General features: G+C 36.2%; 20 protein-coding genes. 11 read left to right on the top strand and 9 right to left on the bottom strand.

Annotation, left to right across the window (positions count from 1 at the left end):
• Positions 1–7: 7 nt before the first annotated feature.
• A complete protein-coding gene (locus tag I6U49_RS13800) occupies positions 8–667 on the bottom strand; it encodes a uracil-DNA glycosylase family protein (protein ID WP_198629253.1) in 660 nt (219 codons plus the stop codon).
• Positions 668–2,124: 1,457 nt separating this feature from the next.
• Positions 2,125–2,886, bottom strand: a complete 762-nt coding sequence (gene yaaA / locus I6U49_RS13795; RefSeq protein WP_198629252.1) for a peroxide stress protein YaaA — start codon at positions 2,884–2,886, stop codon at positions 2,125–2,127.
• A gap of 121 nt (positions 2,887–3,007) precedes the next feature.
• Between yaaA and I6U49_RS13790 the strand changes: the two genes are divergently transcribed.
• From I6U49_RS13790 to I6U49_RS13770, 5 genes are all read left to right on the top strand, one after another.
• Entirely contained in the window at positions 3,008–3,499 is a 492-nt protein-coding gene (locus I6U49_RS13790; RefSeq protein ID WP_232804730.1) for a very short patch repair endonuclease, read from the top strand.
• A 127-nt stretch (positions 3,500–3,626) separates the two neighbouring features.
• Positions 3,627–4,868 (top strand): DNA (cytosine-5-)-methyltransferase, encoded by a 1,242-nt coding sequence (gene dcm, locus I6U49_RS13785; protein WP_232804729.1) that lies wholly within the window; start codon positions 3,627–3,629, stop codon positions 4,866–4,868.
• Positions 4,831–6,138 (top strand): MvaI/BcnI family restriction endonuclease, encoded by a 1,308-nt coding sequence (locus tag I6U49_RS13780; protein ID WP_198629251.1) that lies wholly within the window; start codon positions 4,831–4,833, stop codon positions 6,136–6,138. Before dcm ends, I6U49_RS13780 begins: the two co-directional genes overlap by 38 nt.
• 325 nt (positions 6,139–6,463) lie before the next feature.
• Entirely contained in the window at positions 6,464–6,760 is a 297-nt protein-coding gene (locus tag I6U49_RS13775) for a TIGR03643 family protein (RefSeq protein ID WP_193711030.1), read from the top strand.
• 76 nt (positions 6,761–6,836) lie between these two features.
• A complete protein-coding gene (locus I6U49_RS13770; protein ID WP_198629250.1) occupies positions 6,837–7,085 on the top strand; it encodes a hypothetical protein in 249 nt (82 codons plus the stop codon).
• 258 nt (positions 7,086–7,343) lie between these two features.
• On the opposite strand, the gene I6U49_RS13765 is transcribed toward I6U49_RS13770, so the two are convergent.
• On the bottom strand, positions 7,344–8,390 hold the full coding sequence (locus I6U49_RS13765; RefSeq protein ID WP_198629249.1) for an RluA family pseudouridine synthase: 1,047 nt from the start codon (positions 8,388–8,390) through the stop codon (positions 7,344–7,346).
• Positions 8,390–9,004 carry a PASTA domain-containing protein gene (locus tag I6U49_RS13760; protein ID WP_198629248.1) on the bottom strand — a complete coding sequence of 205 codons (615 nt, stop codon included), beginning with the start codon at positions 9,002–9,004 and terminating at the stop codon, positions 8,390–8,392. Before I6U49_RS13760 ends, I6U49_RS13765 begins: the two co-directional genes overlap by 1 nt.
• Before the next feature lie 314 nt (positions 9,005–9,318).
• Here I6U49_RS13760 and I6U49_RS13755 point away from each other — a divergent pair, with 314 nt between their 5' ends.
• Together I6U49_RS13755 and coaD (I6U49_RS13750) are read left to right on the top strand one after the other, a co-directional pair.
• A complete protein-coding gene (locus I6U49_RS13755) occupies positions 9,319–10,299 on the top strand; it encodes a D-alanine--D-alanine ligase (protein WP_198629247.1) in 981 nt (326 codons plus the stop codon).
• A 228-nt stretch (positions 10,300–10,527) separates the two neighbouring features.
• A complete protein-coding gene (gene coaD, locus I6U49_RS13750) occupies positions 10,528–10,986 on the top strand; it encodes a pantetheine-phosphate adenylyltransferase (RefSeq protein WP_198629246.1) in 459 nt (152 codons plus the stop codon).
• 161 nt (positions 10,987–11,147) lie between these two features.
• On the opposite strand, the gene I6U49_RS13745 is transcribed toward coaD (I6U49_RS13750), so the two are convergent.
• Both I6U49_RS13745 and I6U49_RS13740 read right to left on the bottom strand, forming a co-directional pair.
• Positions 11,148–11,405, bottom strand: coding sequence for a Txe/YoeB family addiction module toxin (locus I6U49_RS13745; protein WP_198629245.1), 258 nt, complete (start codon positions 11,403–11,405; stop codon positions 11,148–11,150).
• Position 11,406: 1 nt separating this feature from the next.
• Complete coding sequence (locus I6U49_RS13740; protein ID WP_193711038.1) at positions 11,407–11,661, bottom strand: type II toxin-antitoxin system Phd/YefM family antitoxin; 255 nt, start codon at positions 11,659–11,661, stop codon at positions 11,407–11,409.
• A gap of 154 nt (positions 11,662–11,815) precedes the next feature.
• Between I6U49_RS13740 and coaD (I6U49_RS13735) the strand changes: the two genes are divergently transcribed.
• Positions 11,816–12,217: a pantetheine-phosphate adenylyltransferase gene (gene coaD / locus I6U49_RS13735; RefSeq protein ID WP_198629282.1), complete on the top strand. Its 402-nt coding sequence runs from the start codon at positions 11,816–11,818 to the stop codon at positions 12,215–12,217.
• A gap of 94 nt (positions 12,218–12,311) precedes the next feature.
• On the opposite strand, the gene I6U49_RS13730 is transcribed toward coaD (I6U49_RS13735), so the two are convergent.
• Positions 12,312–14,600 carry a TonB-dependent receptor family protein gene (locus tag I6U49_RS13730; RefSeq protein ID WP_317191882.1) on the bottom strand — a complete coding sequence of 763 codons (2,289 nt, stop codon included), beginning with the start codon at positions 14,598–14,600 and terminating at the stop codon, positions 12,312–12,314.
• 304 nt (positions 14,601–14,904) lie between these two features.
• On the opposite strand from I6U49_RS13730, the gene I6U49_RS13725 reads away from it, so the two are divergent.
• The gene (locus I6U49_RS13725) at positions 14,905–16,656 is read left to right on the top strand and encodes a M14 family metallopeptidase (RefSeq protein WP_198629244.1); all 1,752 of its coding nucleotides are present in this window, start codon (positions 14,905–14,907) and stop codon (positions 16,654–16,656) included.
• Here the strand turns inward: I6U49_RS13725 and I6U49_RS13720 are convergent.
• Entirely contained in the window at positions 16,624–17,247 is a 624-nt protein-coding gene (locus I6U49_RS13720; RefSeq protein WP_198629243.1) for an NUDIX hydrolase, read from the bottom strand. The genes I6U49_RS13725 and I6U49_RS13720 overlap by 33 nt on opposite strands.
• 7 nt (positions 17,248–17,254) lie before the next feature.
• Between I6U49_RS13720 and pyrE the strand changes: the two genes are divergently transcribed.
• Both pyrE and I6U49_RS13710 read left to right on the top strand, forming a co-directional pair.
• On the top strand, positions 17,255–17,896 hold the full coding sequence (pyrE, locus tag I6U49_RS13715; RefSeq protein WP_198629242.1) for an orotate phosphoribosyltransferase: 642 nt from the start codon (positions 17,255–17,257) through the stop codon (positions 17,894–17,896).
• A gap of 72 nt (positions 17,897–17,968) precedes the next feature.
• Positions 17,969–18,361 carry an SRPBCC domain-containing protein gene (locus tag I6U49_RS13710; protein ID WP_198629241.1) on the top strand — a complete coding sequence of 131 codons (393 nt, stop codon included), beginning with the start codon at positions 17,969–17,971 and terminating at the stop codon, positions 18,359–18,361.
• A 44-nt stretch (positions 18,362–18,405) separates the two neighbouring features.
• On the opposite strand, the gene I6U49_RS13705 is transcribed toward I6U49_RS13710, so the two are convergent.
• Positions 18,406–19,386, bottom strand: coding sequence for an IS110 family RNA-guided transposase (locus tag I6U49_RS13705; protein WP_198627550.1), 981 nt, complete (start codon positions 19,384–19,386; stop codon positions 18,406–18,408).
• Positions 19,387–19,599: the final 213 nt, after the last annotated feature.

Genomic DNA, 19,599 nt, shown 5'->3' with positions numbered 1-19,599 from the left:
GTAAAATTCAAAACCACTCTCTATACTGCATTACCCTAAAATCTATGGTATTAAAATCTCTATCTTTTTGTTTTAATTGCTTGTAAAGCTCCATACTGCCAATGGCACGATTTGCCGAACCCGAAGGAGCAGTTAGGGATACAGTTTTTATAAGTCGCCCATCCAGCAAAAATTGATGTACCCTGGGTACCTCATTAGAAATTAGTTTTAATTTGATATCACTTTCGATTTGTTTTAGATGCCTTCTAAAGAAGTATTCCGGACCATTTTTAGAATTTCCACCGGTAAAAAGCAAAGTATCAATTTTGGAGTTTTGTTGTAGAATTTCAGTAATATTTCGAAGTTCCACTTCTTGCATTCCAAGATCTGAAGCATCTATCTTCTCCCTCCTACTGCTTTCCACCATATCGCAAATTCCAATCCCTCTCCTTTTAAGAAAGTCTTTGCGTTGCTTTATAGCCTCTTCTGTAGTTTCAAATTTAAGCCCCAACTCAAAGATAGCATCAAGCACAATCCATAAGAGTCCGTCGCGACTGCCGTAACAAAAGTTCACGTCGCCTTCTTTTAATTCCCCTTTGGTAAAACGCGGTGGCGGCAAGGTACCTACAATTAGTTTTGTAGCATTTTTTGGGATAAATGGTTTAAAAGGATGAGTGTGATGAAACATTGTGATTCGTATTTTTTTGTTTTGGAGTTTGTTGTTTGGGGTTTGTTGTTCTCCTAATTTTCGCCTCTTTATTCCTTTCTCTATTCTCTTACCTATTCACTTTTAACTTTTAACTTTTAACCTTTAACTTTCACCCCCTCTAGACGGTAGTTGTTAGACTGTAGTCTTAGGCAGTTATGGTTTTCCTCACTTCTACCTCTTTATTCTTTTCTCTTACCTCATTTCCCTGCTAACTATTCACTTTTAACTCTCCTTTAGACGGTAGTTATTAGACTGTAGTATTAGTCAGTTATGGGTTTTTAAATTCTCTGACTTCTGCCTCTTTTCTCTTACCTCCTTCCCTATTAACTATTCACTTTTAACTTTTAATTCCCTCTAGACGGTAGTTATTTAGACTGTAGTCTTAGTCAGTTATGGGTTTTTAAATTCTCTGACTTCTGCCTCTTTATTCCTTTCTCTATTCTCTTACCTATTCACTTTTAACTTTTAACCTTTAACTTTCACCCCCTCTAGACGGTAGTTGTTAGACTGTAGTCTTAGGCAGTTATGGGTTTAAAATTCCATGACTTCTGCCTCTTTATTCCTTTCTCTATTCTCTTACCTATTCACTTTTAACTTTTAACCTTTAACTTTCACTCCCTCTAGACGGTAGTTGTTAGACTGTAGTCTTAGTCAGGTATAGGTTTAAAATTCCATGACTTCTGCCTCTTTATTCTTTTCACTATTCTCTAGTCTCTCACCTCTTTCCCTAATCCCTATTCCCTATTAACCTTTTAACTCTCCTATAGACGATAGTTGTTAGACTGTAATCTTAGACGGTTATGGGTTCCATCACTTCTACCTCTTTTCTCTCTTCTCTTTTCTCTCTTCTCTTTTCTCTCTTCTCTTACCTCTTTCCCTATTCACTATTAACCTTTAACTTTTAACTCTCCCCTATACGGTAGTCTTAGTCAGGTATAGGTTTAAAATTCCATGACTTCTGCCTCTTTATTCTTTTAACTATTCTCTTACCTATTCACTTTTAACTTTTAACCTTTAACTTTCACCCCCTCTAGACGGTAGTTGTTAGACTGTAGTCTTAGTCAGTTATGGGTTCCCTCATTTCTACCTCTTTATTCTTTTCTCTTTTCTCTAGTCTCTTACCTCTTTCCCTATTCACTATTCACTTTTAACTTTTAACTCCCCCCTGGACGGTAGTTGTTAAACTCTAGTCTTAGTCAGTTATGGGTTTCCTCACTTCTACCTCTTTATTCTTTTCTCTAACCTCTTTCCCTATTAACTATTCACTTTTAACTTTTAACTCTTATCTACCAAGCATTTCCCGATACTTCCGACTCGCGTCGGAAATTAGAAGTGACCGGGAAAATAAAACAAAAGATGGCCGCACTCAGCATTCGCTCGTGATGACGATTAAATACTACCGCCCACTGAGACTGCTCACTGAAAATCTGAAGAAATTACCTAATAAACACCGGCTCGCTTTCTTTTTCGGTATGTTCTTCGCTAAATCGGTAATCCATATAATCAAAACCTTTAAGTTCTTCCAGGTTGTGAACGTCTTTATCTATGATATAACGTACCATGGCCCCTCTGGCTTTTTTGGCGTAGAAACTAATGATTTTTAATTTTCCGTTTTTAAAATCTTTAAATACCGGTGAAATTACCTCAGCCTTTAACTTTTTGGTGTCTATGGCTTTAAAATATTCATTACTGGCCAGGTTGATAAAAAGCTCATCTGTTTCCATTTCATTATTTAGCAGTTCGGTGATTTTAGACTGCCAAACTTCATAAAGGCTATCTTTACGTTCAATACCTACCGATGTTCCCATTTCCAAACGATATGGCTGTATAAGGTCTAGCGGTTTTAGTATACCGTAAAGTCCGGAAAGGATGCGCAGGCTATCCTGCAATTGGTCTAACTTTTCGGTAGGAATGCTATAGGCATCCAGGCCGGCATACACATCGCCGTTAAAGGCATAGACGGCCGGGCGGGAGTTCCTTTTATTGTGTTCTTCTTCAAAATCCTGGTAGCGGGTATAATTAAGATCGGCCAGCTTATCGCTGATGCTCATTAATTTTGAAATCTCATTTTTGGTCATTCTACTCATCTTGCGGTTTAGTTTGGCAGTAGTTTCCAAAAAAGCGGGCTGTGTGCCCCGGGTGGTTGGTAATTTAGATTCGTAATCAAGGCTTTTGGCCGGTGAGATAACAATTTTCATAATTATGCGATTTTTACTTCAAATATAAGTGAAAGCATAGAAAACAGGAAAGCCACGTTTTATTAGTTTTTTATATGGGAATAGCCAGGATTTATAGGCTTTTAAAAATTTAGATCGCTTTATGGAAAACCTTTTTTTGGTTTGTGGATTAAGTGGTAAATTGAGCATTCTTATGGCAGATGTACACGATAAGAAAACACGGAGTTACAATATGAGTAAAATTCGTGGAAAGGATACCAAACCAGAAATGATTGTCAGAAAGTTTTTGCATGCGCAAGGATTTCGTTACCGACTTCACGATAAAAAATTGCCGGGGAAACCGGATATTGTTTTACCGAAATATAAAACAATAATTGATGTACGGGGATGTTTTTGGCATTGCCATAAAGATTGCAATAAGGGAGATAAAATATCTACAACTTCTGAAATAGTTTCCGGCAAAAGAATTTCAGCCGTAAAAAGAGATAAAATAAAATCACAGAAATGGAAAGAATTAGGATGGCGAGTAATTATAATTTGGACAGATTGTGAGTTAGAACCAAAGAGGAAGAAATCAATTAAAAGAGAGGTAAACCTAAATCGATTGATGAAAATTTTAAAAATTAAAGATTAAATTAAACTTTGTTATACCCCTTTGTTTATATTTTTCTTTAAAATCTGTCAAGGTGAAGTCTTTAAACTGTTGAAAAGTTGGAATAAAATTTCTAAGTTAAAAGTTATAATTATCGCATATTTGCAATATGAAAATGAGTAAAAAATATTCTGAGGTTAAAGAAAATTTACAAATCGTTATAGACAAAAAAACTACTAACGAAATGGCTCATTTAACTCATTATTTTCAAAATCATGATAATGAGGTTTCAAAATATTATGAAACCTATGCAAAAGAATTCTTAACCCAATTGCACGAAAATTTGGAGATTTCAGAAGAACCAGATTTTCAATATTATTTACCTATAAAGTGGGATATTCCATTTCCACCTCCAAAAAAACCAAAATTTAAGTTCATTGACCTTTTTGCAGGAATAGGAGGTATTAGATTGGCTTATCAAAATGTAGGTGGAAAATGCGTTTTTACCAGCGAGTGGGATTCCTTCGCTAAAAAAACTTACGAAGCTAACTTTGGAGAAGTACCTTTCGGGGACATTACGGAAATTCCGGAAACAAAAATACCTGATCACGATATTTTACTAGGGGGATTTCCTTGTCAACCCTTTTCTATAGCCGGGGTTTCAAAGAAAAAATCTCTGGGTAGAGAACACGGCTTTTTAGATAAAACTCAAGGCACATTATTTTTTGATATTGCTCGAATTATAAAACATAAAAAACCTAAGGTTTTTATGTTAGAAAATGTAAAAAACCTAATCTCTCACGATAAAAAGAAAACTTTTAAAGTAATAACTGAAACTTTATCTGAACTGGGGTATTCAATTCATTTCAAGGTTTTAGATGCTAAATATTATGTGCCGCAGCACAGAGAAAGAATTATAATAGTCGGTTTCAACAAAAATATTTTCAAAGAAAAAGAAAATTTTAATTTTCCGGATCCCGAAAGAATAGATTTAGCCATACAAGATATTTTAGAGCCAAAAGTTGACGATAAGTATACATTATCTGACAAACTATGGAGTTACCTACAGGCTTATAAGAAAAAACATCAAGCAAAAGGAAATGGATTTGGTTTTGGTTTAACTAACTTGAATGGTATTTCACGGACTTTAAGCGCTAGGTACTATAAAGATGGTGCTGAAATTTTAATACCACAGAAAGGGAAAAATCCACGAAGATTAACACCAAGGGAGTGTGCAAGAATTCAAGGGTTTCCAGACAATTTTATTATACCTGTTTCAAATAATCAAGCGTACAAGCAGTTTGGTAATTCAGTTGCCACCCCGTTAATTCAAGCGGTTGGTAAAAATATTGTAAAAGAACTTTTAAAAGTTAATGAAACTAGAGAGTCTCAAATCACTGTTCGTCAATAATGGATGTGATGTAATATATGTAAAAAAACTCGCTCCAAATGATAATTCCAAAAATCAAGTTTATTTTGGTGGAAATTTCGAAATTTTAAATATTTTACCTATCTCAAGCATATCAACGGTTGAGGCTGGAGATTGGAGAAGAGAAAGATTTAAGGCATCACTAAATTTTTCTTGGATCACGGAAGAAGGCAATCTTACCCCTGCTCCAAATGCTCAATTAATTCTTTATCCTAAATACCCAGAAGTTAGATTTTCAGGTTTTTTGTTAGGTTCAAAGAATGCCCCCTCTGAATTAATGACTCAAAGACTGGAGGATAGAATACTATTTATATCTGCTAACAAAAAAGGAAAAGTTTTAGGTTTTGTTGCTCATCCTATTTCGAAAATTGCTAAGGAATTTGATGCTCTAAATAATTTGCAAGAACACGGTGTATTTAAAATTATTGAATTGCCGCGAGCAGCAAATAATAGAGCTATTCTACTTCAAGAACTTTCAAGAGTTCATCAACTTGGTTGGATTTCCTCAAAACGTCTCGATTCCAAGAGTAACATACTGCCATGTAGATCTTCAAATTGTGGCGGTTACACTTTAGAAGCAGAGCTAGGTGTAACGCCAAATGGATATTCAGAACCTGATTTTATGGGTTGGGAAATAAAGCAATTTGGTGTCAAGAAATTCGAAAATATTAACTCATCGGTTATTACCTTAATGACACCAGAACCAACTGATGGTCTTTATAAAACAAAAGGGACGGAATATTTTATTAGAAAATATGGGTATTCTGATAAAAGAGGACGACCTGACCGTATGAATTTTGGTGGCCTTCACAAAGTTGGAAAAATTCACCCAACTACTAATTTAGAAATGAAACTTATAGGATTCGATCAAGAAAGCGGAAAAATTAGAAATTCAAACGGAAGTATATCTTTAATTGATCAAAAAGGGAATGAAGCGGCCTCTTGGAGTTTTTCATCTATGCTTTTACATTGGAATAGAAAACATGACAAGGCGTGCTATGTCCCCTCTCTCTCGGATTCAAAGAAAGATAGAAAATACAAGTATGGAAACAATATAATTTTAGGTACAGGAACGGATTTTCAGCTTTTCCTTTCCCAAATGTCGACTGGTAATATTTATTATGACCCAGGTATAAAGCTTGAAAACATGTCTGTTAAACCGAAAATTAAGAAAAGAAGTCAGTTTCGAATCAAATCGAGATATCTACCTAATTTGTATAAAAAAAATGAAATTATAGATCTTTCCAGATAAGCTATTTACAACATAATAAATTGATTTTTAACTTTGGAATAATAAACATAAACCCCTGCGTTAGGGATTGTAGTGGAAATCCTTTTTGCGAGTTTCAGAAATTCGGTTTGAGGCAGGTTTGGCTTTAAAACAAAGCCGGAAGGATTAAATCTCGATTATCGAGCAAAAAGATTGCAACGTAAAGCCCGACCCGCCAGGGAAACACCTAAATAATTATTATCCCTTTTCTGCTATTCATTTTTATAAAACCACCTCTTTTTTACAAAAACCTTCACCAATGTTCAACCCAACAAAAGCTCCTATTTTCATAAATTTCGGTTAAAAAATGAGTATTGCTAAAAAGTTTGACTTAGACGAGCGGCAGCGGGATCGCGTAATTGCTATGGCCTGGGAAGACCGCACGCCTTTTGAAGCGATTGAATACCAGTTTGGCCTGGCCGAAAAGGATGTGATAAAATTTATGCAGGAGGAAATGCACCCGCGTAATTGGAGAAAATGGCGCGCCAGGGTGCAGGGTAGAAAAACCAAGCACGCTAAACTACGGGATAACGAGGTCTCACGCTTTAAATCTAATGCGCAACGCCAAATTACCGGGAATAGAATTGCGAAGAAAAAATATTGAAGCTGCGTTAAATTTTACAGGTTTTTCTTATAAAAGCATCTTTTTGCGTAACTTATAGTTTCCAAAAATTGATTTTATGGAAGGATCTTCTAAATATCCAAACCCGATAAAAACCTGTACAGGTCGTTTTTTATGGAAAAATTCTGGTGCAATTATTATTGATTTTAACGGGCAGCTGCTTAATTCGAATTCTTACCAGTTTAATATTTCGGGTGGAAAATTCATTAAGATCAGGTTTAAACGGAAGCTTTCTTCCACTAAAAAATCGCCGGCATTTAAATGTTCCTGGAAGATGATGACCCGGGTAGATTGTTCGTTGAATTGAAGTGTTTTCTATAATATCGTAGCTCAATTTAAATTCTTAACAGCTTAGACCCCGAAATAAATTCGGGGTGACGAGCACTACCTCATCCTGTTCCGAAGCTTCGGGATTATTTCAGAGACTGCCTCGATTCTTTATCGGGATGCAAGTTGAGTATAAATTCTTTTTATAATCAGATTTTAAAGCTGCTATAATCCAAAATAAACCCGCCTTAAGGTAAGCGCAGGTTCGGGGTGACGTTAAAAAAGTAAATGAGATGGTTTACAACACCTCCTTCTGGTTTTTGGCATAGTTGCGCCATTTCTCAACACAGGCCTGTATATCCTCCGGAATCTGGGTATTAAAACTCATGGCTTCACCGGTTTTTGGATGTACAAAGCCCAGGGTTTTTGCGTGTAGGGCCTGACGGGGCAATATTTTAAAGCAATTATCTACAAATTGCTTGTATTTGCTGAATGTAGTTCCTTTTAAAATCTTATCGCCACCATAACGTTCGTCGTTAAACAGGGTATGCCCAATATGCTTCATATGCACCCTAATTTGGTGGGTTCTCCCGGTTTCTAACTTACAGGAAACCAGGGTTACATAACCAAAACGTTCCAGGACTTTATAATGGGTGACGGCAGGTTTTCCTTTTTCGGCTTCCTCCCCTTCATAAACGGTATTTTGTAACCTGTTTTTAGGATGCCTTCCAATATTTCCTTCTACCCTACCCTCATCTTCTTCTATATTTCCCCAAACCAGAGCCACATATTCGCGTTCGCTGGTTTTGTCAAAGAACTGTTTAGAGAGGTGTGCCATAGCTTCCTCTGTTTTTGCAATTACCAGGAGTCCGCTGGTGTCTTTGTCTATTCTATGTACAAGTCCCGGGCGATCGCTGGAGTTATTGGGAAGGTTTTCAAAATGATATACCAGGGCATTTATTAGGGTTCCGCTATAATTACCGTGGCCGGGATGAACTACCATACCCGCAGGTTTATTTACCACCAACAAGGTATCGTCTTCGTAAACAATATCTAAGGGAATATTCTCCGGGGTTAGCAAAAACTCATACGGCGGATGCTCGAACATTACCTGGACTATATCGCCGGCTTTAACTTTATAATTTTGTTTTACCTGTTCTTCGTTAACGTATATATTACCGGTTTTAGCAGCTTTTTGAATTTTATTTCGGGTGGCGTTTTCAATAAAATTCATTAAGAATTTATCTACGCGCAAAGGTTTTTGACCGGGACCGGCTTCAAATTTATGATGTTCGTATAAAGTTTCGTCCTGTTGGTCTATTTCGTTTTGATCTTCTTCTTTCATTAAAATTCAATTTCTTCCTCTGCGGTAGTTGTGCTATCCTTCCTATCTTCGCCTATTCGGTACCTTCCAGAACCATCTCCCAATACCAAATCTATAGTAGAAGTTTTCATAAGTTCGTCTCCCGGTTCCAGTTTTTTACCCTTATGCCTTAGTTCTAATACAGCATCTTCGGCAATATCGGGTTTATAACTAACGTCTCCAATCTCAAAGCCCAAAGACCTTAAAGTAGGTTCGGCCTGTCTTCGCGTTTTCCTTATCAAATCGGGGATCATTACTTTTCTATAACCTGAGGGATTTAAAGTAAGGTATATTTTTCTATTTTCTTTTACAAATTGCCCTGCTTCCGGCACTTGTTCTATCACCGAATAACGCGGAAAATCTGGATTAAAATTCGCAGAATCCATAATCTCAAATCTTAAATTTTGGGCTGCCAGTTTATCTTCTACTTCATCTAAAGACTGCTTTGCCAGATCTGGCACAGCGATACGCTGATCCTGGTTGGTAGAATAATCAAGCCATTTCAAAGCCAAAAAAGCAATAACAATTACTAAAATAGCGGCAATGATTAGCTGAATTAAAAAAGTTTTACTAAAAATAAATTTAAAGAATCCCATACATTTGTTTCTAAGCAGCAAAGATATAAAACCCCTGCTTTTGGTGGCAGATTGTTTGTAGATTTGTTGTGTCGGCTTTGCCGGTTTATTGTTTATTGTTTAAAGTCTATTGTTTACGCGTTATCCGGAGATAATAAAAAACTCATTTCAAACCCGTAAATCTTGATTTTTTCATTGAATGCTTATTTATCCCAGGATAATTTAGCATATAGGTTTTAACGCCTGTTTCGGTTAAAATATTTTTATTAAACAATAAGCTTTATAATTAAGTCGATATTATTGAAACAATAAACTAAAAACGCCAAACTCCCCAGATGAAGAAAAAAATTGCCATTGCCATGGGCGGCTATTCCAGTGAGTATAGAATCTCTATTAATAGTGGAAATATGGTTTACAAACATCTTAATCGCGATTTATATGAACCTTACCGGGTACATATTTTACAAAAGGAATGGTTTGTAGTGGCCGATGATGATACCCCCTACCCGATTAATAAAAACGATTTTACCGTAAAAATAGCCGGAAAGACCATTTCTTTCGACTGTGTTTTTAATACCATTCATGGCACACCCGGCGAAAACGGATTGCTCCAGGCTTACCTGGAATTAATCGGAATTCCGCAAACTACCTGTGGCTATTACCAGGCTGCTTTAACCTTTAACAAGCGCGATCTAATAAGCGTTTTAAAAGCTTACGGAATAAAGTCGGCAGTAAATTATTTTCTGAATAAAGAAGATAAAGTAAATACCGAAGAAATTCTAGCCAGAGTTGGTTTACCCTGTTTTGTAAAAGCCAATCGGGCCGGTAGCAGCTTTGGAATCACTAAAGTAAAAACTGAAGAAGAATTGCTTCCTGCCACTAAAAATGCCTTTAAAGAAGATGACGAGGTGATTATTGAATCTTTTCTGGATGGCACCGAGGTTTCTGTTGGCGTAATTACCTACAAAGGAAAAGTAAAAGCCCTGCCTGTTACCGAAATTATTTCTGAAAACGAATTCTTTGATTATGAAGCTAAATATTTAGGAAAATCACAGGAGATTACACCTGCCAATATTTCGGAAGAGCAAACCAAAAAAGTGCAGGAAATCGCTAAACTGATTTACAAAAAGCTAAAAATGCGCGGATTTACAAGGTCGGAATTTATTTTCCATAACGGGGAACCTCATTTTATTGAAATGAATACCACCCCGGGATTAAGTGCAGCCAGTATTTTACCCAAACAGGCCGCAGCTGCAGAAATAAGTTTAAGCGAACTTTTTAGCAGCGCAATCGAGACGGCTTTAAAATTACGGTAGCCTCCCGAAGTAAATTCAGAAAGTTTCCATTCAAAATAGAAGTGGATGTGATTCTTATATAATTATTTAATACTCTTAAAAGTTCCTCCCCTTTTTTTAAAGGGGAGGTGCCGATAGGCGGAGGGGTTTCTTTTTCCTTTTACCTGAAATGATTAAATTTGAATTTCCGCTTATGCGCAAATGACTAATTGGTATTCCGTCTTCACGGAAAAGACAAAATCATTTTTTATGAAAAAAGCAGTTTTTCCGGGATCTTTTGACCCTATTACTTTAGGCCATACCGATATTATTGAAAGGGCTTTGCCGCTTTTTGATGAAATTATTCTGGCCATTGGCACAAATTCCAACAAAAAGTATATGTTTTCCCTGGAAGAGCGGCTGCATTTTTTAAAGGAAACTTTTAAAGATGAACCTAAAATAAAAGTGACCACCTATAAAGGACTTACGGTAGATTTTTGCAAAGAACAAAATGCCGAATTTTTACTACGAGGCTTACGAAATGCGCAAGATTTGGAGTTTGAAAAAGCCATTGGCCAAACCAATTATAAAATGAGCGGAATAGACACGCTCTTTTTTATAACCTCTTCCGGTAAAAGCCATATTTCTTCTACAGTAGTTCGGGATGTAATTCGTAATAAAGGAAATTATGAGTTTATGGTGCCCGATGTGGTGAGGGTAGCACCCTAACCTCCCGAAGTGAATTCAGGACAAGCTCCAAAGGGGAATTTCATGACTCTGATAAAATTATTCGTGCATTCGAGGCAAAAATACTCCCGAAATCTTTAAATTATATTTTTTTCAAAAAAGACTAGGTAATTATTTTTAGTCTTTGTTGCGGCTTTCTTTTTTTAGTCGTAGTGAAATCTACATTTTGCAATCAATATCTCTCCTTCCCTATATTGGTAAATAAGCCTATGCTCACTATCAATTCTTCTTGACCAAAATCCGGCGTATTTATGCTTTAAAGGTTCTGGTTTCCCAATTCCATCAAACGGATTTCTCGAAATATCCTTTAAAAGTTCGTTTATTTTTTTAAGTTTTTTCTTATCGGTTTTCTGCCAATATAAGTAGTCTTCCCAGGATTCGTCAACAAATATATATTTCATATTAGTCTTCGATTAAGCCCCTTGAAAATGATTTTCCGTTTTTTAATTTTTCAATGGCAGAATCTAAACGTAATTCATTTTTTCGGGAAGATAATTCGTGATTGGTGGCCATTAGAGAATTGTATTCTTCCAGGGACATCACAACAATTCCAGAATCTTTTCCACGATTAATAATTAAGGTTTCAAAGTTTTGGATTACCCTGTCAAGGTATACTTTAATATTTTTTCTAAAGTCAGAAACAGTTGTAATTTGCATAATAACGTATTTATTCAAGTACAAATATATGTACAAAAATTGGATATTTCAATTTTAAGTATGGCTACCAAATAAGTTTATCTCTATTCTTTTTAAGAGAAATGAGCTAAAATTACCTGAGATAAATCCTTCATAAATTTAACCAGCAACAAAAATTATTGAAAGGGCATTGCCGCTTTTTGATGAAATTATTCTGGCCATTGGCACAAATTCCAACAAAAAGTATATGTTTTCCCTGGAAGAGCGGCTGCATTTTTTAAAGGAAACTTTTAAAGACGAACCTAAAATAAAAGTGACCACCTATAAAGGACTTACCGTAAATTTTTGCAAAGAACAAAATGCCGAATATTTACTACGAGGCTTACGAAATGCGCAAGATTTGGAGTTTGAAAAAGCTATTGGCCAAACCAATTATAAAATGAGCGGAATAGACACGCTCTTTTTTATAACCTCTTCCGGTAAAAGCCATATTTCTTCTACCGTAGTTCGGGATGTAATTCGTAATAAAGGAAATTATGAGTTTATGGTGCCCGATGTGGTGAGGGTAGCACCCTAACCTCCCGAATTGAATTCAGGACAAGCTCCAAAGGAAGATTTCATAGCTCTGAAAAAATTATTGGTGCATTCGTGGCAAAAATACTCCCGAAATCTTAAAAAATATAATTCAGTTGAAGTCCGCCGTAATAATTTCTGGGATTTCCGGGATAAAAATAACGTGGTGAAGCGCCTCCAAATCCAACAGCATTGGTTACAATACTCGCTGCATAATTTTTATCTAAAGCATTGTTCACACCTCCGTAGAAGTTCAGGTTTAATGCCTGAAACAATTTAAAAGTATATCCCGCTTTAAAATTCAACAGGCTGTATTGATTGGTGTAACCCGAATTTGCATCATCTAGAGGAATTTCCCCAACATTTCTATAGTTTCCGAAAAATTCAAAACCTGAATCACTTTGAACATCCACTCCCAGGTTTAGCGTATATTTAGGAACCCCGGGGAGCTTATTTCCGGAGAAATCTTCATCATTATTCACAAACTCATCAAATTCAAAGAAGTTAATAGCCCCATTAACATAGGGTTTTACTGAAATATCTCCACCTACCAGAAAACGATAATTGCTAAGAAATTCCAATCCATTATGATTGGTTTTTCCAGCATTAACCCCCACATATTGATCTTCGGCCACTCTTTGTGCCACTAGTAAATTCTCTATTTGAATTGAAAATACCGCGACTTCGGTATACAATTTATTTTGGAGCCAGTTTCCTTTAAAACCAAACTCATAATTTAATCCGGTTTCGGGCTTGAGATTAGTGTTTATCTGCCCATCAGGTGTCAAAGTCTCCGCAACTGTTGGGGTTGAAAACCCATGGCTTACAGAGGCATAGATGTTTTTACCTTCGGCTACTTTATACGTAGCACCTATTCTTGGAGAAACTACTATATCAAAACTATATTCGCCGGTTTGATCTATCTCATCTTGCACAAAAAGATCGGTTAAACTGTAAGTTGTATTATTGATATTAAACCCGGCTTCCAGGTTCCATTTTTCAGTAATCTCAAGATTAAGCTGGGCAAAAAAATTAGCATAATTTCTATCCTGCTCATTATTGCTTAAGCGCTCCCCTAACACACTTCCATTCCCGGGAAAATCCTCATATCGATTCTGAAAAGTACCTGTTTCGTACCATTCGTTATAATATTCGGCTCCAAAACTAATTTCAGAAGGCAATTCGAAAACCCGGGTATTTAAATTAAATTTTGTTCTAACCCCTGCCGAAACACGCTCTTCCTTTAAAATATTAAAAGGGCGCGGTTCATAAGCATCTCTAAAACTTAAAAATATGCTGGTTGTATTGCTAAAATCATCGAAAAGGGCATGTGTATAAGAACCACCCAGCATACCTTTATCGTAAGACTCGTACCCCCTGGCCTGCCCCCAGGTAAATGCAGCTTTTTCAGGATCATTTCTTAGATCTTCTTCGTTCAATGAACTGGGAATAAAAGCTTTTAATCGGCTAAAATTGGCTAAATAAGATAAACTACCATTTTGGCTGGTTTTAAGACTTCCATTCACCAAAACTGATTTCCGATCGTAATTTCCGTTGTCGCGGTATCCATTACTTGTTAAGTGTGTAAAGGTTCCAAAAATTGAAGATTCTTTAGTGGTATTGGAGGCCTGGTAAACCTGTTTTCTGGTATTAAAACTGCCAAATTGCGTTTTGGCCGTAAGTTGGGCTTCCTCTTGTTTAGATTGTTTAGCATACAAATTAATAGATCCCCCTAAACCCGCTCCATAAATACTGGAGGTTGGCCCTTTAATAACTTCAATTCTATCCAGGCTTTCCTGGTCAAAATCGTCTAAGGTCAATTCCCCCTCGGCCGTGGTAAGCGGAATTCCTTCAAAATAAGCCTGAATCCTATTCGTGCTATACTGCGAACGAGCGCCAATTCCACGGATATTTATTTTATTGGTATTTAAAGCTCCCTGATTTACAAATAGTCCAGGTACAGTGTTAAATGTTTCCAGCACATTTGTAGCATCGGTTCGTTTAAAATCTGTTTGAGTCACCAGATTCACCGAAGCCGGAACGTTTTTAAGACTTTTAGGAATATTGGTACTTCGCACCACCACTTCTGAAAGGCTTTCTGACCCAGGACTTAAATAAAGTTGCTGAATTTCTTTGGAAGCCTGCAAAAAGAACTGTGAACTTTTATACCCAATGGCCGATATAGTAAAATTTCCCGGCAATTCCCGGGAGTTCAGCTCAAAAACCCCATATTCATCTGAGACAGCCACAAGCCCTGAAGCATTAAAAATACGGGCTTCCCTAACCACCTGCTCAGTATTTAGTGTTAATATTTTAAATTGATTTTCCTGTGAGAACAGCTTGTTTAAAAAGAAAAAACACAGCAGTGCCAGTAATTTTTTATCCACTATTTTAATTTTTACGCAATAATTGAGATGTAAGGCCTTATAACCACCTCGAAATCCAAAAATTTTCTGTTTAATACCCCGTTTACTTGCCGCGAGAAAGTTAACCTGACTGTCTTAGTTTACAAAATTGAAAATTATATAACAGCCTTTATCATTAATTAGCAAATAAAATTACTTTTAATAATAGTAGGCAAAAAGTTTTTAAAACAGATTAGGTTTACTTTAACAAGTACTAATTAGTATAGCTTGTTTGGTGGCTAGACGGGTTTTAGTTAATTTTACCCCTCCAATTTCTTAGGATACTATGAAAAAATATCTCCTTTTACTTTTATGTCTGATTTCACTTACATCTTGTGACTTCGAGAAATACCAACTGGTTACCGATTATGATTTTGAAACCCGTTTTGAAAAAAGTGATGGAAAAGAAACCGCTACTTATGCCGAAGTTATAGATTTCTATAGCGAATTGGCAGAAAGTTCCGGCAAAGTGAGCCTGGAAGAATTTGGAGAAACCGATAGCGGAAAACCGCTTCATCTTGCAATTTACAGCCCTGCTGAAGATTTTGATTTTGAAAAACTAAGAGATAAAAACAGCATTATTCTTATAAATAACGGCATACACCCGGGCGAAAGTGACGGTATTGATGCTACTATGATGCTTTTTAGAGATTTGGCAGGAGATTCTATTACAGCACCGAAAAATACAGTTTTAGCCACAATTCCTGTATATAATGTTGGAGGTGCCTTAAATAGAAACTCCCATAGCCGTACAAATCAAAATGGGCCGGCGGAATATGGTTTTAGAGGAAATGCCAGAAATTATGATCTAAACAGGGATTTTATAAAAGCCGACACGCGTAATGCCCGGAGTTTTTATAAGATTTTTCATCACGTGAAACCCGATATCTTTATTGACAATCACGTTAGCAATGGCGCCGATTACCAATATACACTCACCCATTTATTTACTCAGCACAACAAATTGGGGGGCGAATTGGGAGCTTACCTGAATGAGCAAATTGTACCTCAATTAGAAGATTCTCTTGCAAAAAAAGATTGGGACATAACTCCTTACGTAAATGTTTTCAACAAAGTCCCGGATGAAGGTTTTACCCAATTTAACGATCTTCCCAGGTATTCTACCGGCTATACCAGTCTTTGGAATACCATTGGAATGATGATTGAAACCCATATGCTCAAGCCCTATCCAAAACGGGTAAAGGGCACCTACGAGCTTATGCGCAGTATGATAGGCATTGCCGAAGCCAATAGGGAACGAATGAAAGATATTCGTAAAAGAGCCTCTAGAAAATACCTGACAGACCGCTGGTATCCTATTAATTATACACCGGATTATGAAAATCCCACCAAAAGAAATTTTAAAGGTTATGAAGGCAACATGATTGCGAGTGAAATAACCGGTGATGAACGTTTAAAATTTGATACAGAAAAGCCATTTACCAAAGAAATAGACTATTATAATAATTTTATTGCACAAGATACCATCGAAATTCCCAGGGCATATATTATTCCACAGGGTTGGTGGCAAATTACCGAGCTACTAAAACTAAACAATATAAAACTGGAATCCTTAGCCCGGGACACCACGCTATATGTTGAAACTTATAGAATAGAAGATTTTAAAACAAGGGATAATGCCTACGAGGGCCATTATACCCATAGCGAAACCAGGGTTTCCAAAAAAATGGATTCTATCAAATTTAGAAAAGGAGATTTTATGGTTAAGACTTTTCAGGATGGAGTGCGCTATTTAATTGAAACTTTAGAACCTGAAGCTTCAGATTCTTTCTTTAACTGGAATTTCTTTGACAGCGTTCTTCAGCAAAAGGAAGGCTTCTCTCCCTATGTTTTTGAGGATATCGCTAAAAAAATGCTAGAAGATAATCCCGAATTAAAAGACGCCTTCGAAGCAAAGAAAAATAAAGAGGCCGAATTTGCAAATAGTTGGTACAACCAATTAGATTGGTTGCACAAACAATCTAAACATTATGAAGAGGCGCACTTACGCTACCCTATCTTTAGAGTTCCTCGTTAGATATTCATCGGTAAAAAGAAGTTTAATATTGGCATAGGATTTTTGAAGGGCCTTTTGGCTTTTCTTCAGGTTTTTCCATTTAGCTTTTTCTATACCCTCTTTAGTTTCGGGGCGTAACTCCCCCTCATAAGAAGTACGCATCTCATACCAATAAGTAACCTTTAGCCTAAAACGCCCCTTTCGTTTAAAAATGTGATAGGTTTTTTGCAAAAACTTAGTGACTTTTAAACCTTCAACCCCTGTTTCTTCCTCTACCTCTCTTATGGCAGAGGCTTCAATAGTTTCGTTTTTTTCGGTTTTACCTTTTGGCAAATCCCAACGCTTTTTGCGATAAATAAATAAAATTTCGTCTTTATCATTAAAAACCATTCCCCCCGCTGCTGTAACCACGCGCAATTTTTTAAACAAATGCTTTAAAAGCTTTTCTTCCTTTTCGTGGTAAAGGTTTACGTAGAGCAATTCTCCTTTACTAATTTTTTTTATTATTCGTTTGATTCTAACCTTCTTAATAGGTAAAGACACGTAATTTTCTCCAAAATCTTTCTTTGTAGATAAAATTAGGGGAATATCATTAACAAAAACTTTATACATTTGCAGCATGATTTTAAATAAAGAAACAGCCAGAACAACCGCTGAACTGCTATTGCAAATTAAAGCAATAAAATTAGATGCACAAGAACCTTTTACCTGGGCCAGTGGTTGGAAATCGCCAATTTATTGCGATAACCGAATAGTATTATCTTATCCTCCCATTAGAAACCATATAAGGGAACAATTTGCAAGGCAGGTTGAAGAGCTATATGGAAAACCCGATGTTATAGCCGCGGTTGCCACCGGTGCTATTGGAATTGGTATGCTGGTAGCTGAAATTTTGAGTCTCCCGTTTATTTATGTTAGGCCGGAAGCCAAAAGCCACGGAAGAAAAAATCAAATAGAAGGAAACCTAACCGAAGGCCAGAGCGTTGTGGTAATAGAAGATTTAATTAGCACAGGAAACAGTAGCCTTAACGCAGTGAAAGCATTAAAAGAAGCCAATGCAAACGTAAAAGGAATGCTGGCCATCTTTACTTATGGCTTTAAAACTGCCGATGAGAATTTTGAAAAAGCAGGAATAGAGCTTCATACCCTTAGCGACTACGATTTTCTTCTTGAAACTGCACAGAGGACCAATTATATAAATGCTGCTGAAGCCGATCTTTTAAGAGAGTGGCGACAGGATCCGGCTAACTGGAAAAAATAATTTGGTTACAGAAAGTATAGAATACAACCTGTACTATCTGAAAATAAGTTTCTTTAAAGATATATAGACAAGATGCGTATAGAAAGCCCAAAAGTAACTGCTAATAAAAGTGAGCAGGAAATGTTCGAATTTTTGATTAACCCTAAAAATTACGAACAGTTAATGCCTGAAAACAAAGAAGTTTTTGAAGTAAGAGATGAAAAAACCTTTGTTTTCGGACTTAAAGGTATGCCTGTTATAAAATTGGAAATCCAGGAAACCCGGAAACCAGAATTGGTGGTATTGGGCTCCACTTCAGATAAATTTGATTTTAAATTAAAAGCGCATATTTCGACTTTAAACGAAAATCAGAGCGAAGTACAGATGGAATTCGGCGGTGAATTTAATGCTATGATGGCAATGATGGTTAAAAAGCCATTAACCAAATTTATAAACACGCTAGCCGAAAATATTGGCAAACTTTAAATTAAAAAAGCTGTTTGAAAAGTCTATTCTCGTCAAGCTGATTTCTATGACACTTGCAAGTTATTATTATATATTTTTTGATTTTTTATGATGGCAAAAATTCTATGAATGATCTTATTTCTTACAGCATTTAAGACGCTCATTTTGTTTTTGCCTTCATTTACCTTTCGATGGTAATATTGTTTTAAATCAGAAGGCAATTGGATCGCCCTCATGGCTGCTAAATGCAGTATTTTCTTAATGCCTTTATCTGCATAGATAGAAACCGATGCCCTACCAAAAACAGAAGTTCCTGAACTTTTTGAAAATGGCGCCACTCCAGCATAACAGGCAAATTTACGAGGATTTGTGATCGATTTAAATGCATTTGTTTTAATCAACATATTCCACGATAAAATAGGACCTACTCCAGGAATAGCACGTATTAAATGGTATTGGTGCTTCAATACACTATTGTGCTCAATAACCTCAATTATTGATTTGTCGGTTTGTTTTATTTTTTCAGTTAGTAATTGAATAAGTTCAGCTCCGTGCTCTTCCAGTTGCGGCAAGTCAAGATCTGCAATCAGTAGGTTTTCTTTGTTTTTTGCTTTGAGTTGGGCTCTTTGCTTAATTAACAGGTTCCTATGGGATATAAGTGCTTTCAGCTTTTCTATTCCCGGTTCTGGTTTTTGATGTGGTTCGAGTTCTGTGTGGTTTTTTTCCAGGAATTTAGCAATACGGAAGGCATCTATAATATCATCTTTTCCTCTGGTGAGTCCAATACTTTTGTGTAAATGCAAAGGATTTACTTCGTAAAAAACGATATTTAAAGAGGTTAAGACTTCAATAATCTTACGGCCATATCGCCCCGTATTCTCAATACAGACTTTTAAACTTTGTGGCTTTGAGCCACTAAAAAAAACTTTTATAGCTTTTTTGTTGTTATCAATACGTTTGGCCAGTTTCTTCTCACCTTTTATAGAACAAATATCCAATGTGTTTTTACTGATATCAATACCTACAAAAGTCAATGAATTTTTCATAATTTTGGTTTTAGTTATGAATGGATTAAATTAAATAGGACTCAATTCCTTAATAATGGGCTTTTAATCCCGAATTTCTATTTGAGTTACTATTTAGGGAAAGAGTAGGTACTGAATCAGCATATAGCTCTTTTAACTGGAACTTGTTATAGTTAGCCTACTCTTTTTTAATCCTTAATTTACACAAATTTTACTCTTGCAAGTCTAAAGGAA

Origin of the sequence: Salegentibacter maritimus (genome assembly GCF_016236915.1) — a bacterium.
Classification (GTDB): domain Bacteria; phylum Bacteroidota; class Bacteroidia; order Flavobacteriales; family Flavobacteriaceae; genus Salegentibacter; species Salegentibacter maritimus.
Note: the sequence above shows the minus strand (reverse complement) of the source record. Positions and strands in the feature narration are given on the sequence as shown.

What these genes read in the sequence shown, in the direction of transcription:
- I6U49_RS13800 (WP_198629253.1), bottom strand. Translation starts at nt 667, where the DNA reads ATGTTTCATCACACTCATCCTTTTAAACCATTTATCCCAAAAAATGCT.
- yaaA (WP_198629252.1), bottom strand. Translation starts at nt 2,886, where the DNA reads ATGAAAATTGTTATCTCACCGGCCAAAAGCCTTGATTACGAATCTAAA.
- I6U49_RS13790 (WP_232804730.1), top strand. Translation starts at nt 3,008, where the DNA reads ATGGAAAACCTTTTTTTGGTTTGTGGATTAAGTGGTAAATTGAGCATT.
- dcm (WP_232804729.1), top strand. Translation starts at nt 3,627, where the DNA reads ATGAAAATGAGTAAAAAATATTCTGAGGTTAAAGAAAATTTACAAATC.
- I6U49_RS13780 (WP_198629251.1), top strand. Translation starts at nt 4,831, where the DNA reads ATGAAACTAGAGAGTCTCAAATCACTGTTCGTCAATAATGGATGTGAT.
- I6U49_RS13775 (WP_193711030.1), top strand. Translation starts at nt 6,464, where the DNA reads ATGAGTATTGCTAAAAAGTTTGACTTAGACGAGCGGCAGCGGGATCGC.
- I6U49_RS13770 (WP_198629250.1), top strand. Translation starts at nt 6,837, where the DNA reads ATGGAAGGATCTTCTAAATATCCAAACCCGATAAAAACCTGTACAGGT.
- I6U49_RS13765 (WP_198629249.1), bottom strand. Translation starts at nt 8,390, where the DNA reads ATGAAAGAAGAAGATCAAAACGAAATAGACCAACAGGACGAAACTTTA.
- I6U49_RS13760 (WP_198629248.1), bottom strand. Translation starts at nt 9,004, where the DNA reads ATGGGATTCTTTAAATTTATTTTTAGTAAAACTTTTTTAATTCAGCTA.
- I6U49_RS13755 (WP_198629247.1), top strand. Translation starts at nt 9,319, where the DNA reads ATGAAGAAAAAAATTGCCATTGCCATGGGCGGCTATTCCAGTGAGTAT.
- coaD (WP_198629246.1), top strand. Translation starts at nt 10,528, where the DNA reads ATGAAAAAAGCAGTTTTTCCGGGATCTTTTGACCCTATTACTTTAGGC.
- I6U49_RS13745 (WP_198629245.1), bottom strand. Translation starts at nt 11,405, where the DNA reads ATGAAATATATATTTGTTGACGAATCCTGGGAAGACTACTTATATTGG.
- I6U49_RS13740 (WP_193711038.1), bottom strand. Translation starts at nt 11,661, where the DNA reads ATGCAAATTACAACTGTTTCTGACTTTAGAAAAAATATTAAAGTATAC.
- I6U49_RS13725 (WP_198629244.1), top strand. Translation starts at nt 14,905, where the DNA reads ATGAAAAAATATCTCCTTTTACTTTTATGTCTGATTTCACTTACATCT.
- I6U49_RS13720 (WP_198629243.1), bottom strand. Translation starts at nt 17,247, where the DNA reads ATGTATAAAGTTTTTGTTAATGATATTCCCCTAATTTTATCTACAAAG.
- pyrE (WP_198629242.1), top strand. Translation starts at nt 17,255, where the DNA reads ATGATTTTAAATAAAGAAACAGCCAGAACAACCGCTGAACTGCTATTG.
- I6U49_RS13710 (WP_198629241.1), top strand. Translation starts at nt 17,969, where the DNA reads ATGCGTATAGAAAGCCCAAAAGTAACTGCTAATAAAAGTGAGCAGGAA.
- I6U49_RS13705 (WP_198627550.1), bottom strand. Translation starts at nt 19,386, where the DNA reads ATGAAAAATTCATTGACTTTTGTAGGTATTGATATCAGTAAAAACACA.